Raw genomic sequence first — 14,276 nt, 5'->3', positions numbered from 1 at the left:
CTTTTTTTGATTCCCTTGCAACAACATGCGCCAAGTGCCACCGGGCTGTTGCAGCGGGACCATTGTCAACCAACAAGGCAGCGCCGCTTCGCGCACGCACTCACCATTTCGCAACACGGTACGCGGCTGACACGTGCAGAAAACACTATTGAATCCAGTGATTCGTGTTTTCTAATATTGATGGGACGATCCCATGAAAAGCCCGGTCTCCCTTGTTCGCACTTGGCTCGCTTCGTCTGCGCCCACAAACCGCGTGGCCGATGTCCGGCAAGCACCGGAGCAGACGAGCAGCACGGGGCGCAGCGCTCGCAAAGCTTCGCCTCAACTTAGCCGGCTGCCCGCACGCAGGCACACAGGAACACCGCCAGCCATCAGCGCCGCCTCTACAAGCAGCCCAAAGGTTTCGGGGCGCACGTCCGCCGACCCGGAGCTACACGACGCCATCAAGGCGATTCGTGCAGGTGCGCAATGGTCACCAAGCACAAGCCGCCGGGAAACAGCGTCGGCAACGTCGCCCAATAATCAGGGCGCCGCACCGTCGATTCCACCCGGCGATGGCTGGGGCATGACGTTCCTGCATCAGGCCGAGCATCGCGCAGAGGTGCTCGACATGGTCTGGCAGCACGACTTTTCATCTGAGCGCCTTGACGAGATTCTCGCCAAGCATCCCGACTTCGTGAATGCCGTTGACCACCATGGCGACCCGCTGCTCGTGAGCGCGCTGGGCTGCGACAACTTCAGGCTGGCCAAGGCGCTGGTCGCGCACGGCGCGAATGTCAACGCGCAGGACAGCGTTGGCAATACGCCGCTGCATACCGTGGCAGGACGCGACACCGCGCTTTTGGAGCAATTGCTCGAAGCCGGTGCCGATGTGCACGCGACCAACAATCAAGGCGCAACGCCGCTGTTTAACGCGCGCTCTGCGCAAGCCGTCGATATGCTCGTCCGTGCGGGCGCGCCAATCGATGCCCGAGACGCGCGCGGCAATACGGCGGTCATGCGGCTCGCCCAGGCTGCGAACAAAGACACGGTGCTCGCCATGCTGGCGCATAACCCTGATCTGCGCACGCCAAACGGAGCAGGCCGCACGTTCGCGCGCGTGTTGACGATGCGATTTGGCGGATCGCCGGACACCATCCCCAAGACGGGCGTGGCGGCAAAGGCGTTTCTGGAACTTGCCAAACGCGAGACGTGGATCGGCAACCTTCGTGACCGAAAGTCACTGCCCTCCGACGCAGCAACGGCCAATACGCGACGCTCAGGGCTGCCCACGAATCCGTTGGCCGAGTTGCGGGTGGCGCCCGACGTCCGGGTGCCGCCAGCGACAGCACGCGCGGCCAAGCCTGCAATCAACAATCTGAAATCGGGGCACAAGATCAACCTCGTCCACGACGCGCTGCGCACGTTCGACGAATTGCCAGACCGGGACGCCAGTGCGCTTTCCGAGGCATTGGGATTCGGTGCCCTGTCGTCGGAAGACGCGAACGTGCGCGGACAGCAGCGGGACGCCATACGCGAAACGTTTTCGAAATTTGCCAAGGAAATCGGCAGCGACTTCCGCAACTACAGTCTTTCAGCGATAGAACATCCCGCCTTATCCGGCGCCCTGACGGAGGCTGAACACGCTGAACTAGTCAGCGCCATGCGAGTCGCTCACATCAGCCTCGCACTGGAACCTGCGCGTGCCGATGGAGCCGACGGGCCGCAGCGTGTGCGCATGTTCTTCGGCGGCACACAGAACTTCCGGGATGTGCGCCAGGACATCAGCAGCGCCTTCGGCCGGATTGGCGATGTCGACCGCGCGACCAAGCGGGCCGGTGAATTGTTCGCGAAGATTCTGTCCCGGCCCAACCATGTCGAACTGGATTTCATTTCTGGCGCTTCTATGGGCGGAGCCATGGCGCAGAGCTTTCGCGCGACGGTTGAGAGCCGTATTCTGCTGCCAAGGCAGCCGTCGATGATCTTGCTGGACCCGCAACTCCTGAACAATAATCAGGGCCGCCGCGCCACCAGGGGCGGCCCGCTCGATGTCGATACGGCAAGCCCCGCGGCGTTGCGCTCACCCTCGACTATGCCCGCGCGCCACACCGCGGGCTGATGGGGATCATGAAGGGCCCGGGCGGTTACCGGTACCCGGGGCTTGTACAGCTCAAGCTCGGCTTGACCGACACCGACGGGTACAACGGCAAACGCCCGCAAACCAGTGGCCCGCCCGGACTCGGCTATCACGCCGACGCACATCAGTTTGCGGCCGCACTCTCACGCTTTTCGGTTGACCACGAGGATGCGGTCATGGACAACCCCGCATTTGACGCAGTGCGCGCGCCGCGTTGGGCGCGACAACAAGGCCCAGTGCTGACTTCCTCGACGCTGCCCGCCGTCGCGCGTCGGGGCCGCCACCCCATGGAATCGATTGCCGAAGACGGAGACGCTTCCCTGTAGCGCCCCAGTGGCCGTCGCTTCGGCGGCTTCCGTGAGGCATGGACGGCGCTGCCGTTACCGCTGCTCCTGCTGCGGTACAGGCTCAGCGCTGCGCCCGTGATGGCGCACGCCACGGAACTTGCGCAGCGCCCACTCCCTGAAGTCATCCACCTTCTCGAACACCACCGGCACCACCAGCAGGCTCAGCAGCGTAGAAGTCAGCAGACCGCCGATTACCGCCACCGCCATCGGCGCGCGGAAGCCGGCATCGCCCTCCAGGCCGAGCGCCATCGGCACCATGCCGGCCGTCATGGCCACCGTGGTCATGACGATGGGGCGGGCGCGCTTGTGGCAGGCGTCGATGATCGCTTCGGTGCGCGACATGCCGAGATCACGCCGCGCAACGATGGCGTATTCGACCAGCAGGATCGAGTTCTTGGTCACGATGCCCATCAGCATCAGCAAGCCGATCAACGCCGGCAGCGACAAGCTGAAGCCGAACAGCGCCAACAGCCCGAACGCACCGCCCACCGACAGCGGCAGCGCCGCCAGGATCGTCACCGGCTGGGTGAAGTCGTGGAAGAGCAGCACCAGCACCGCATACACGCACAGCACACCCGCAAACATGGCGAGGAAGAAGCTGCTGAACAGCTCCTGCATGCCCTCCACATCGCCCGAGGCAATGCGGCGCACGCCCGGCGGCAGGTTCTTGATGGACGGCAGCGCCTCTACCGCCATGTTGGTGTCGCCCAGCGCGCGCCCTTCCAGCCCGACGCTGATGGTGACGTTGCGGCTGCGGTCATACCGGTCGATCTGCGCGGGGCCGCTGCCGATGGAAATATCGGCGATGTTCTCCAGCGGCACCGCGCCGTTGCGGCCCGGCACGCGCAACTGGCGGATCGTGTCGATCTGGTTGCGCGCCTTCGGATCGAGTTCGACGCGGATATACACCTGCCGCTCGGGCAGGTTCAGCTTCGGCAGGTTGACGTCGTAGTCGCCGGCGGTGGCGACGCGCACCGCCTGGCCGATGGCGGCGGCGGTCACACCTTGCTGCGCCGCGCGCGCAAAGTCGGGGCGAATGACGATTTCGGGCCGCAGCAGACTCGCGGACGAGGTCACCGCACCGAGCCCGGGCACGGTCCGCAGATCGCGCATCACATCGCGTGCGGCCTGCTGGAGCGTGACGGGGTCGTCGCCGGTCAGCACCACCTGGAGTTGCTCGCCGGAGCCCACCGCGCCGAACGAGATGCGTACGCCCGGCACGCCTTCCAGCATTTCGCGCAACTGGCGTTGGACATCCTGCTGCTTGATGTGCCGATCATGCCGGTCGGTGAGTGAAATCGTGAGTGTGCCTGTGCGCACCTCGCCGCCGCTGGAGCCCGGCACGCCGGCCATCACGCCCGAGCCGATGGCCGTATAGACGTGACGGACTTCCTTGTGCTGCATCACGATCTTGCGCACGCGCTCGGTGTTGTCGCGCGTCTGGGCGATCGTGCTGCCGGGTGGGCTTTCCACCGTCATCTGGAGCTGTGCCCAGTCTTCGGGCGGCAGGAACGTTGCGGGAATCAGCCCGATGATGGCAACCGACACAACGAAGAACGCCGCCGCCATACCGCCCGTTTTCCAGGGGTGCACGAGACACCAGCGTGCCGCCTGCAGGTAGCGCGTCATGATCCAGCCGTCGCGGTTGGGCTCATCCTGCGGCTTGAGCATGTAGGCCGCCATCATGGGCGTAAGCAGCCGCGCCACCAGCAGCGAGGCCAGCACCGCAAGCGAAGCGGTCCAGCCGAACTGCTTGAAGAACTTGCCCGAGATGCCGCCCATGAAGGCCGTCGGCAAGAACACAGCCACCAGCGTGAGCGATGTCGCTACCACGGCCAGGCCAATTTCCTGCGCGGCTTCCATGGCGGCCTCCAGCGGTTTCTTGCCGTTGCGCAGGTGGCGCACGATGTTCTCCACCTCCACGATGGCATCGTCGACGAGGATCCCGACCACGAGTGTGAGCGCCAGCAGCGTGATGCCGTTGAGCGTGAAGTCCAGCAACTGCATGGCCGCGAAGGTCGGGATGATGGAGAGCGGCAGCGCCACGGCCGACACGAACGTGGCCCGCCAATCGCGCAGGAACAGCCACACCACGATCACCGCCAGGATGGCGCCTTCGTACAACGCGTGCATCGAGGCGGTGTACGCATCCGACACCGGCTTGACCATGTTGTAGACCTCGGTCACATGCACGTTGGGCCGCTCGGCCTGCAATGCGCCCAGCGCCTCGCGCACGCCCTTGGCCACCGAGATTTCGCTTGCGCCGCGCGAGCGGAACACCTGGAAGCTCACGACCGGCTTGCCGTCGAACAGCGCCATCTGGCGCGGCTCGGCCGCCGTGTCGCGCACGTCAGCAACATCTGACAAGCGAATACGCCGGCCGTCGGACAACGGGATGTCCATCTGCGCCAGTTCGCGCGCGCTCTTCACGGTGCCGAGCGTGCGCACCGCCTGCTCCTGCCCGCCGATGTTGCCGCGCCCACCCGGCGCTTCCTGCTGCATGCCCCGCACTTGCGCGCTGATATCCGCCGCCGAGACGTTCAATGCCTGCAGACGCACGGGGTCAAGCTGCACGCGCACTTCGCGGTCCACACCGCCCTGGCGCGTCACCTTGGCCACGCCATGCACCGACAGCAGCCGCTTGTTGACCGTGTTGTCGACGAACCAGGACAGGTCCTCTGCATCCATGTCAGACGCTTCCACGGCGTACGTCAGCACCGGCATGCTCGCGAACGTCACGCGGGAGATGACCGGCTCCTGCACGTCGGACGGCAATTGCGCGCGGATACGGCTGACCGCATCGCGCACATCGTTTACCGCTTCCTGCACATCCTTCTCAAGCTGGAACTCGACCATCGTGGTCGAGCTGCCGTCGTTGATGGTGGACGTGATGTGCTTGATCGCGCCGATGCTGGCAATGCTGTCTTCGATCTTGCGCGTGACTTCGGTTTCCATCTGCGTGGGCGTGGCGCCCGGCAGGCTGGCCGTCACGGAAACCGCAGGAAAGTCGATGTCCGGAAAGTTCTGGATCGACAGCATCTTGAACGACACCAACCCCGCCACCGTGATCAGGATGAACAACAGGATCGACGGAATCGGCTTGCGGATCGCCCAGGCAGAAAAGTTCATGGCTTGGCTCCGGCTGCGGGCGACGATGCGGCGGGCGCGGCGGCTGCACCGGCGGCGGCCACACGCACCACATCGCCATCGCTCAGGAATGCTGCCCCTGCGGCGACCACGCCGTCATTCGCGCCGATGCCTTGCACGATTTCAACTTTCCCGTCCTGGCGGCGGCCAACCGTCACCTTGGTCTGACGCACGCGGCCTTGCTGGCCGATCACCATCACGTAGTCGTAGCCATCGCGCGAGAACACGGCGGTCTCCGGCAATGTCGCGGCGGGCGCATCGCCCAGCAGCACATCGCCCGAGAGATACATGCCCGCTTTTACGCCCGAGGCTGCCGCTTCCGGCGGCAGGTCGACATAGACGAGGCCATTGCGCGTGTTGGCGTCGACCGTGGGAGCGACCTGGCGCACGCGGCCGTTCACCACGCCGCCGTCCATGCGGCGCACGCGCGCGGCCTGGCCGGGCTGGATGCGGGGCAGGACATCGCCGTGCATCTCGGCGCGCCACTCCAGGCGGTTCTTGCGGATTAGCTTGAAGAGTTCGGTGCCGGACGACACCACGGCGCCCACGGTGGCCGTGCGTGCGCTGATCACGCCGTCGTCGGGTGCCACCACGCGCGTGTAGCGCAAGCGCAATTCCTGGCTCTCGAACTGCGCGCGTGCTGCGGCCAGCTTGGCGGCAGCTGTCTTGGCCTGCGTGTCGTACTGGATCAGATCCTGTTGGCTGATCGCACCGCTCTTGTCGAGTTCATGCGCGCGGTGGGCCTCGCCGGCCGCCTGCGCGGCCGAGGCCTCGGCTTCGGCCAGGCTGGCGCGTTGGGCGGCCACATCGGCGCGCACGGTCTCATCCGACAGTCGTGCAAGCAGTTGGCCTTGCTTGACCACATCGCCCACATTGACGAGCACTTCCGCCAGCTTCAACCCGTTCACCTCGGCGCCAATGCTGGCTTCCTGCCACGGCTGCACGGCACCGCTGGCCGTGGCAGCGCGGGGCCACAGGTGCTGTGCCAGATGCGCAACGTTGACGGCAAGCGCCGGCTTGGCAGGCGGCTGTTCCTTGTTCTTGCTCTCAGCAGATTTGCCGCACGCCGCCAGCGCGCCGGCCAGCACCACCGCCAGCGCGGCCATCCAAACTCGTTGTCCTGTCATGAAGCGCTTCCGGTATGCGCGCGGCCCTGTGCGGTCGGCGCAGTGGTCTTGTTATCGGGATGAGGATTGGGCGCATCGTCGCGCCAGCCGCCGCCGACGGCCTTGTACAGCGCCACCCAGGCCTGCGCGCGTTCGAGCTTGACGGCTGCCAAGGACTGCGAAGCCTGCAACGCCGTGCGCCGCACGTCTTCCAACTGCAGCAGGCTGCCAGCCCCCAGACGATAGCGGGCGTTGGACGCTTCCAGCACCTTGGCATATTGGGCGTCGGCCATCGTGGCTGCGTCGACACGGCGGTCCGACGCGTCCAGGCGCACCAGCGCGTCTTCCACTTCCTGCACCGCTTGGCGCACCTTGCTGCGATAGCTGGCCAGCGCCTGGTCATAACGGGCGCGCGCTGTTTCCACGCGCGCCGCACCCGAGCCGCCGTCAAAGATCGGCAGCGACACCGACGGCCCGAACGACCACGACTTGCTCGTCAAAGATTGCCCGCCAAGGCGGTACGAATTGATGCCGATGGAACCCGCCAGCGTGATCGACGGCAGCCGGCTTGCGACCGCCACACCGATATCGGCGCTTGCCCCCGCCACCGCGCGCTCGGCCGACGACACGTCCGGCCGTTGCGACAGCACCTGCGCCGGCACGTCGGGCACGCCGGCATCGGGCGGTGCCGGAATCTGCGCACTGGCCTTGGACAGCAGGCCGTTCAGCGCATCGTGGTCAATGCCGGTGAGCGTGACGAGCTTGTCGATGCCCTGCGCACATTGCGCACGCTGGCCTTCCAGCGCATTGACGGCATCCCCCACCGTGGCTTGCGCTTGCGCAAAATCAGCCGGTGCGACAAAGCCCGCGCGGAATTTACGTTCGGTCAGTTGCAGCGTTTCCTGCCGGGATGACAGGGTTGCCGCACCGATGTTGACCAGCGCCTCACACTCGCGTTGCTGCAAGTAGGCATTGGCCACCTCGGCGGCGAGCGACACGCGCGCGTCATGCCAATCGGCTTCGCTGGCGGTCAGGCGCGCATCGGCACCTTCCAGGCTGCGGCGTTTGCCGCCAAAGAGATCGATCTCCCACGACGCGTCGGCCTGTGCCGCCAAGGTGGTGATCGTACCCAGGCCCAGCGTGGGGCTCAGCGCCCCGGCAGACAGCCCACCTGCACCGCCGGCAAACTGGCTGCCGCCAAACCCGCCCTGCCGGGTGGCGGAGCCTGAGCCTTTCAGCTGCGGCAACAGCGCCGCCTGGCTTGTGGAAACGCTCGCACGCGCTTCGCGCACGCGGCCGACGGCCTGCGCGATCGTCGGGCTGCTCGCGTCTGCCTGCTCCACCAGTTGTGTCAGCACGGGGTCGTGAAACTGCTCCCACCAGTGCGCCAGCGCCATGCGGCTGCCGTGGTGCGGCAGCGTGGCGTGCCAGGCTTGCGGGGCTTCAGTGCCGCTCAGGGGCGGCATGTGGTAATCGGGCCCGACCGCGCAGCCGGCCAGCACCAGCGCCAGCATCAGCGAAGCGAATCGGGCACGACCGCCGGGCGCGCGGCTAACGGCGTGTCGACCTGTCTTCATGGGAAGTGTCCTTCGGGAACGCAGCTGGGATTATGCCCAGTCAAGCGCCTGCAAGACACTCGCCCCGCTATGGTGCTCAGCCAACCCTCGGCAAGCGGTCAGGCGATGCTCAGAAGCATGCGCGCATCGGCATCGACGCGTGGCGTCAGATATAGCCCAGTAGCACAAGAATGACGACGATCACCACGATCAGCCCGAGCCCGCCCGTCGGCCCGTAGCCCCAACCTCGGCTGTACGGCCACGACGGCAGCGCGCCGATCAGCAGCAAGATGAGAACGATGATGAGAATGGTGCTCAACATGATGCCTCCTGTTTCTGTGTTGGTATGCCGCTGTTCCGTCTTGGCGCAGCGGCTTACCCGGCATCTAGCACGCCCCGTTCCCGTGCTGGCTCTATGTACGGTTTTCTCGAATTCCTGGCGGTTAATTGCGAATTTGCGGAAACAGCGGAGGTCCCCGTGTGCCCCGTTCTTACGTCAGGCGGAAGACTTGGACGAAGACAACGTCTTTGCGCGACCGCCGCGCGTAGCCAGCCAGCACAGGATCGACCCTGCAACCACCATCGATGCGCCCTTCCAGAATGCAAACGACAGCGGGGCATGCAACAGGGCCCCCGCCAGGGCAGCAGAAAACACGGGGATGAAATACGACGCGCCGGCCAGCACCGTGACATTGCCGCGCAGGATGCCGACGTTCCAGGCGGCGTAGCCGAAGCCCATTGCTGACGCGGCCAACGCAAGGTAGACCAGCGCCGACACGCTGAAGTGCATCGGCCCGCCGCCGGTGGCAAGAAACTTGATCCACAGGGCCAGCGCCGTCAGGATGAAAAACAGCGTTGCGCCGTTCTTGCCCTCGGCGATGCGGCTGGTGACCGTGCAATACGCCGCCCAGATCACCGCGCCCGTGAACGCCAATCCGTAACTGAGCGGGTTGTCCTTGACGTTCTCGGCCATGCCGGCGATATCGAGGCCTTGATCACCGCCAAGCACGAAGCAAATCCCGAGGATGGAAATCAGGACACCCGGCACGATCAGCGCATTCGCCCGCTGTTTGTTGAAGGCAATGGCCGACAGCATCGTGAACGTCGGCCACAGGTAATTGACCATTCCGACCTCGATCGCCTGCCGCCCGCTGTTGGCATAGCCGATCGATAGCGAGAGGCACAGCTCGTACGACACGAACAAGAGGCTGCCCCACAGCAGATACCGCCGCGGAAACGTCTTCAAGTTATTGAAGCCAACGGTCAATACCAACAGCACCGACGCGACGGTATAGATCATGGCAGCGCCACCTACGGCCCCCAGATGCTGGCTCACGCCCCGGATCAACCCGACGATCGAACTCCACAACAGCACCGCAATAAGCCCGATGAGGGTTGCCCGACTTTTGCTTTGCATAACGCCTGCCTGCACTGACATGTCCGCCTGAAGAAAACCGATTGTTCACGCCCGGCCCAACGCTGCCGGCAAAGGCGTGCAGTTTACCGGCCGTGCCGCCCGACCGCCTGATTGGCGCAACGCGGCCTACAGAAGTGGCTTCGCTATAAGATGCGGACCATGAAAAATCGAGGTTTGCCATGACGTCTTTTGCAATCGAAACGCCAGTCTCCGTGGGCTGGATCGGCGCAGGGCGGCTGGCGCGGGCATTGGCCACTCGGGCGCACAGGGCAGGTGTACGCACCGTGGCGGTTGCCAACCGCTCAAGCTCACCCGCCGCGTGGCTCGCGCAAGCCACCGGGGCCAAGGCGGTCGACCCGCAAGGCGTGGCGGATGCCGCCGATTGGGTGTTCGTGACCGTGCCGGATGACGCCATTCCGGGCGTGGTGGGCAACGTGCGCTGGCGACCCGGCCAACTCGTCCTCCACTGCAGCGGCGCCGGCGAGCGCGACTTGTTGGATGCCGCCCGCCAAGCCGGCGCGGATACCGCCAGCTTTCACCCGCTGTTTCTGTTTGCCGGTTTGCCGGACGATGCCGAACGTCTGGGCGGGGCGTCCATCGCCATTGATGCCGATGCGCCGCACGACGCGGTGCTCGCCAGCTTTGCACTGCGGCTCGGCTGCACGCCGTTGAAGGTGCGTGCCGGGCAACGTGCCCTGTATCACGCCGGTGCCAATTACGCTGCCAGCTTCCTGCTGTGCGCGCTGCAGGAAGCCGCCACGTTGTGGGAGGCCGCGGGCATCGACCGAGATGCGGCCGTGGCTGCCATGTGGCCGCTGGTGGACGGCACGCTGGCCGCGGCACGCGCACGTGGCCTGGCGGGCGCATTGGCGGGCCCGGTCTCGCGCGGAGACGGCGGCGTCATCGCCAAACATCTGCAAGCGCTCGAAGCACTGGGCGCCGATCACGCCGCGCTGTACACCGCACTCACAAGGCGTGCACTGGCATTGGCAGCCGAGCGCGGCGCACCTTCCGCAGACGTGCTGGCCGACCTCGCTACGCGACTCAGCGCTGCTGAATAGCGTCGTCGGCATCATTGGCATTGGACCGCGCGCATGCACCAATCCGGCGCGCGCCCTACAATCGTCAGCTTGCCCGCACGCCTGTTCTGCCATGTCCCAACGTCCACACGCCTCGCCCTCTCCTGCCGCGCATGACGCAGCAGACCGCCGTTCGCCCGGCGCGCTGATCCTGCTCGTTGTCGGGCTGGTGCTGGTGGGCGTGAACCTGCGGCCTGCGCTATCGAGCCTGTCGCCGGTGTTGAAACAAGTGACAGCCGGCACGGGGCTGTCGGGCGCCACGGCAGGGTTGCTGACGACGCTGCCCGTGCTGTGCCTGGGCCTGTTTGCGCCAGCAGCCGCGGTGTTGGCTCGGCGCTTTGGTGCAGAACGCGCCGTGGGCGGCCTGCTCATTGCGCTGGCGGCTGGCATTGCCTTGCGCAGCGCAGGCGGCGTTGCGCCTCTGTTCATCGGGACGCTGGCGGCGGGCGCCTGCATTGGTGTGACGGGCATTCTGTTGCCGGGCATCGTCAAGCGTGACTTCGGCCGCCAGGCTGACCTGATGACCGGCGTCTACACCATGGCGCTGTGCTTTGGTGCCGCGGTGGCGGCAGGGGCAAGCGCGCCGCTTTCGGCGTGGCTGGGCGGCTGGCAGCCCGCGCTGGCGTTCTGGGCCCTGCCCGCGCTGCTGGCTTTTGTCGGCTGGTGGCCGCACATGCGGCATGCGCACGGCAAGGGCGCGGCTACTCGGCTGCAGCGTGTGTCGCTGTGGGACAAACCGATCGCCTGGCAGGTGACGTTCTACATGGGGCTGCAATCGTCGCTGGCGTATTGCGTGTTTGGCTGGCTGCCCGTGATCCTGCAAGACCGCGGGCTATCCGCCGTGCAGTCGGGCGTGGTGGTGGCGGTGTCGATTCTTGTGCAGCTCATCACTGCGCTGGGCGGGCCGTTCGTGGCGCGGCTCGGGCGCGATCAACGCCCCGCCGTGTTCCTGATGATGCTGATGTGCTGGGCCGGCCTGATCGGCTGCCTCTATGCACCGCTGTCAACGCTGTGGTGGTGGGCGGTGTTGCTGGGGCTTGGCCAGGGCGGCAACTTCAGCGTGGCGCTGTCGCTGATCGTGCTGCGCTCGGCCGATGCGCGCGTGGCGGCAAGCCTGTCAGCGATGACTCAGGGCATTGGCTACACCATGGCCGCTGCGGGGCCGTATCTCATGGGCGTGCTGCACGATCTGACAGGCAGCTGGGCCGTGATGGGCTGGCTGTTCAGCGCGATTGCGCTGGCCTCGCTTGTGGCAGGTTCCCTCGCCGGGCGCAACCGCACGCTGCACGCCGGCGAGTAACTCATCTACTGCAAGCCGTCTTTCAAGCCTTGTGCTTCAACGTCCAGTTGGCCAGCGCCTGCATCTGCTCGGTGATCAGGCCGGCGATGCGCTCGTCTGTGAGATCGCCATCAGCAGAGAAGCCGCCAGCAAACGCGTTGGCAAACACTTCCGGCTTGTTCAGCGGATGCAGGTCCAGATACACGCACACCTGACGCAGGTGGTACTGCGCGCGCGACGTGCCCATGCCGCCGCCCGCACCCAGGATCGCGACGGGCTTGCCTGCCAGCAGCGCATTGTTGGGCTCGCGCGAGGCCCAGTCCAGAATGTTCTTCAGCGCCGGCGCCAGCGAGTAGTTGTATTCAGGGCAGGCCAGCACCAGTGCATCGGCACGCCCGATCTGTTCGAGCACGCGCACCACCGAAGCGGGCTTGTCCGTGATGTCGGCGTTGTAGAACGGAATATCGGTCAGGTCGGCCAGGTCCATTTCAACGCCGGCGGGCAGGCGGGCGGACGCGGCACGCAGCAGGCCTTGGTTGGTGGATTTGCGGCGCAGGCTGCCGGCAATGCCAAGAAAATTCAGCGACATGAAGAACGACTCCGTCAATGTTGGGACTGGCGAGAATAACGGACATTCGCCGGATCAAGAAGCGCCCTTCAGCGTTATGCCTTCCCGGCGCGAAAGCACCCGGCTTCGTGGTCATCGACCATGCCGGTGGCCTGCATGAAGGCGTAGCAGATGGTCGGGCCGACGAACTTGAAACCGCGCTTGACCAGCGCCTTGCTCATCGCCTTCGATGCGTCGGTCGCGGCGGGTGCATCGCGGTAGCTGTCCCAGCGGTTGACAATGGTCTTGCCATCGACAAACGACCACAGGAATGCATCGAGCGAACCCATTTCTTCCTGAAGTTCCAGCACCTTCCGCGCATTGATGACGGCGCCCTCGACCTTGGCGCGATTGCGCACGATGCCCGGATCAGCGAGCAGCTTTTCGATGCGCGCTGGCGTGAAGCGCGCCACGCGTGCCGCATCAAACCCCTCGAACACCTCCTGGTACCGCGCCCGCTTGCGAAGAATGGTCTGCCACGACAGCCCGGCCTGCGCACCTTCGAGAATGAGCATCTCGTAAAGGTGGCGATCATCGTGCGAGGGCACGCCCCACTCGGTGTCGTGATACGCGATCATCAGCGGGTCTTCGCCCGCCCAGCAGCAGCGCGCCATCTCTTGTCTCCTAGATCCAGCCCGACTTGCGCAGCTTGCGATAGAGCCACACGCAAGCGGTGGCCGTGCACGCCAGCACGATGGGATACCCCGCCGGATGCTCCAGCTCCGGCATGCCCTTGAAGTTCATGCCGTAGTTGCTGAACACCACGGTCGGAATTGCCAGAATAGCGCCCCACCCCGCCAGGCGCTTCACAATGTCGTTCTGCGTGACTGACACCAGCGCCACGTTCACGGAGATGGCCGTGGTCAGCATTTCGCGAATCACATCGAGTGCGCCGACCGCGCGGTGCGCATGATCGGCTATATCGCGAAAATACGCGCGCAGCTCTTTGGGCACCACGTCTTCGTGCAGGCGCACGAGCTGACCAGCGATGTCTTCCACCGGCAGCGCAGCATTGCGCAGGCGCAGAAGCTGGCGCTTGAGCGTATAGAGCCGCTCGATGGCTGCGCGGTCGAACGTGTCGCCAAAGATCTGGCTTTCGATGTGCTCGAACTCTTCCTGCAGGCGTTCCAGCACGGGCTGATAGTTGTCGACCACAAAGTCCATCACCGCATACAGCGCAAACGGTGCGCCTTTGGCCAGCAGTTGTGGCGTGCGCTCGCAGCGCTCGCGCACCGGCGAGTACGACGCTGACGGCCCATGCCGCACCGAGACAAGAAAGTCCCGACCGACAAAGAGGTGTGTCTCACCAAAGACGACGTTGCCGTTTTCCATCTGCGCGGTGTTCAGCACGATGAAGAGCACGTCGCCGTAGACCTCCAACTTGGGCCGCTGGTGCGCGTTGCGGGCATCTTCAATGGCGAGATCGTGCAGACCGAACTCCTCCTGCACGAGGTCGAGCATCGCGTTGTCGGGCTCATGCAGGCCCAGCCAGACAAACGAGCCCGGCGTGTGCAGCACGTCGCTGATAGCCTCGACGGACAGGTCACGCTCGCGCTTGCCGTTTCGATACAGCGCGCTGTTGATCACCATGGACATGGTTGTCTCCGGAACACATTCGGCGC

At 65.4% G+C, this 14,276-nt stretch carries 12 protein-coding genes; 4 read left to right on the top strand and 8 right to left on the bottom strand.

Annotated elements, in window-relative coordinates; genetic code table 11:
* The first annotated feature begins 565 nt into the window (after positions 1–565).
* The gene (locus ACU8YE_RS21585; protein ID WP_446929568.1) at positions 566–2,098 is read left to right on the top strand and encodes an ankyrin repeat domain-containing protein; all 1,533 of its coding nucleotides are present in this window, start codon (positions 566–568) and stop codon (positions 2,096–2,098) included.
* A complete protein-coding gene (locus tag ACU8YE_RS21580) occupies positions 2,098–2,442 on the top strand; it encodes a hypothetical protein (protein ID WP_446929567.1) in 345 nt (114 codons plus the stop codon). The genes ACU8YE_RS21585 and ACU8YE_RS21580 overlap by 1 nt, the downstream gene beginning before the upstream one ends.
* 54 nt (positions 2,443–2,496) lie before the next feature.
* Here the strand turns inward: ACU8YE_RS21580 and ACU8YE_RS21575 are convergent, their stop codons facing one another.
* The 5 genes from ACU8YE_RS21575 to yddG all read right to left on the bottom strand — a co-directional run bounded on the left by ACU8YE_RS21575 (position 2,497) and on the right by yddG (position 9,689).
* The gene (locus ACU8YE_RS21575) at positions 2,497–5,592 is read right to left on the bottom strand and encodes an efflux RND transporter permease subunit (protein WP_446929566.1); all 3,096 of its coding nucleotides are present in this window, start codon (positions 5,590–5,592) and stop codon (positions 2,497–2,499) included.
* Positions 5,589–6,737 carry an efflux RND transporter periplasmic adaptor subunit gene (locus ACU8YE_RS21570; protein WP_446929565.1) on the bottom strand — a complete coding sequence of 383 codons (1,149 nt, stop codon included), beginning with the start codon at positions 6,735–6,737 and terminating at the stop codon, positions 5,589–5,591. The genes ACU8YE_RS21575 and ACU8YE_RS21570 overlap by 4 nt, the downstream gene beginning before the upstream one ends.
* The gene (locus tag ACU8YE_RS21565; protein WP_322018952.1) at positions 6,734–8,293 is read right to left on the bottom strand and encodes an efflux transporter outer membrane subunit; all 1,560 of its coding nucleotides are present in this window, start codon (positions 8,291–8,293) and stop codon (positions 6,734–6,736) included. Before ACU8YE_RS21565 ends, ACU8YE_RS21570 begins: the two co-directional genes overlap by 4 nt.
* Positions 8,294–8,438: 145 nt before the next feature.
* Positions 8,439–8,594, bottom strand: coding sequence for a DUF3309 family protein (locus ACU8YE_RS21560; RefSeq protein ID WP_004634893.1), 156 nt, complete (start codon positions 8,592–8,594; stop codon positions 8,439–8,441).
* 174 nt (positions 8,595–8,768) lie between these two features.
* Positions 8,769–9,689 (bottom strand): aromatic amino acid DMT transporter YddG, encoded by a 921-nt coding sequence (gene yddG / locus ACU8YE_RS21555; protein ID WP_446929564.1) that lies wholly within the window; start codon positions 9,687–9,689, stop codon positions 8,769–8,771.
* A gap of 179 nt (positions 9,690–9,868) precedes the next feature.
* On the opposite strand from yddG, the gene ACU8YE_RS21550 reads away from it, so the two are divergent.
* A complete protein-coding gene (locus ACU8YE_RS21550) occupies positions 9,869–10,750 on the top strand; it encodes a DUF2520 domain-containing protein (protein ID WP_440078028.1) in 882 nt (293 codons plus the stop codon).
* Between the two features lie 91 nt (positions 10,751–10,841).
* On the top strand, positions 10,842–12,068 hold the full coding sequence (locus tag ACU8YE_RS21545) for an MFS transporter (RefSeq protein ID WP_440078027.1): 1,227 nt from the start codon (positions 10,842–10,844) through the stop codon (positions 12,066–12,068).
* A 22-nt stretch (positions 12,069–12,090) separates the two neighbouring features.
* Here ACU8YE_RS21545 and ACU8YE_RS21540 read toward each other — a convergent pair whose 3' ends face one another.
* The 3 genes from ACU8YE_RS21540 to ACU8YE_RS21530 all read right to left on the bottom strand — a co-directional run bounded on the left by ACU8YE_RS21540 (position 12,091) and on the right by ACU8YE_RS21530 (position 14,250).
* Positions 12,091–12,636 carry an NADPH-dependent FMN reductase gene (locus ACU8YE_RS21540; protein WP_232039270.1) on the bottom strand — a complete coding sequence of 182 codons (546 nt, stop codon included), beginning with the start codon at positions 12,634–12,636 and terminating at the stop codon, positions 12,091–12,093.
* A 74-nt stretch (positions 12,637–12,710) separates the two neighbouring features.
* Positions 12,711–13,268, bottom strand: a complete 558-nt coding sequence (locus ACU8YE_RS21535) for a DNA-3-methyladenine glycosylase I (protein WP_322018949.1) — start codon at positions 13,266–13,268, stop codon at positions 12,711–12,713.
* Positions 13,269–13,278: 10 nt separating this feature from the next.
* Positions 13,279–14,250 carry a magnesium and cobalt transport protein CorA gene (locus ACU8YE_RS21530; RefSeq protein WP_232039268.1) on the bottom strand — a complete coding sequence of 324 codons (972 nt, stop codon included), beginning with the start codon at positions 14,248–14,250 and terminating at the stop codon, positions 13,279–13,281.
* Between the last annotated feature and the right edge of the window lie 26 nt (positions 14,251–14,276).

It is taken from the genome of Ralstonia sp. VS2407, assembly GCF_052950655.1.
The sequence above is the reverse complement of the archived record's forward strand: the minus strand, read 5'-3'. Positions and strand labels throughout refer to the sequence as shown.

Bases quoted from the DNA above. Each gene is read 5' to 3' on its own strand.
- ACU8YE_RS21585 (WP_446929568.1), top strand. From the start codon at position 566: ATGACGTTCCTGCATCAGGCCGAGCATCGCGCAGAGGTGCTCGACATG.
- ACU8YE_RS21580 (WP_446929567.1), top strand. From the start codon at position 2,098: ATGGGGATCATGAAGGGCCCGGGCGGTTACCGGTACCCGGGGCTTGTA.
- ACU8YE_RS21575 (WP_446929566.1), bottom strand. From the start codon at position 5,592: ATGAACTTTTCTGCCTGGGCGATCCGCAAGCCGATTCCGTCGATCCTG.
- ACU8YE_RS21570 (WP_446929565.1), bottom strand. From the start codon at position 6,737: ATGACAGGACAACGAGTTTGGATGGCCGCGCTGGCGGTGGTGCTGGCC.
- ACU8YE_RS21565 (WP_322018952.1), bottom strand. From the start codon at position 8,293: ATGAAGACAGGTCGACACGCCGTTAGCCGCGCGCCCGGCGGTCGTGCC.
- ACU8YE_RS21560 (WP_004634893.1), bottom strand. From the start codon at position 8,594: ATGTTGAGCACCATTCTCATCATCGTTCTCATCTTGCTGCTGATCGGC.
- yddG (WP_446929564.1), bottom strand. From the start codon at position 9,689: ATGCAAAGCAAAAGTCGGGCAACCCTCATCGGGCTTATTGCGGTGCTG.
- ACU8YE_RS21550 (WP_440078028.1), top strand. From the start codon at position 9,869: ATGACGTCTTTTGCAATCGAAACGCCAGTCTCCGTGGGCTGGATCGGC.
- ACU8YE_RS21545 (WP_440078027.1), top strand. From the start codon at position 10,842: ATGTCCCAACGTCCACACGCCTCGCCCTCTCCTGCCGCGCATGACGCA.
- ACU8YE_RS21540 (WP_232039270.1), bottom strand. From the start codon at position 12,636: ATGTCGCTGAATTTTCTTGGCATTGCCGGCAGCCTGCGCCGCAAATCC.
- ACU8YE_RS21535 (WP_322018949.1), bottom strand. From the start codon at position 13,268: ATGGCGCGCTGCTGCTGGGCGGGCGAAGACCCGCTGATGATCGCGTAT.
- ACU8YE_RS21530 (WP_232039268.1), bottom strand. From the start codon at position 14,250: ATGTCCATGGTGATCAACAGCGCGCTGTATCGAAACGGCAAGCGCGAG.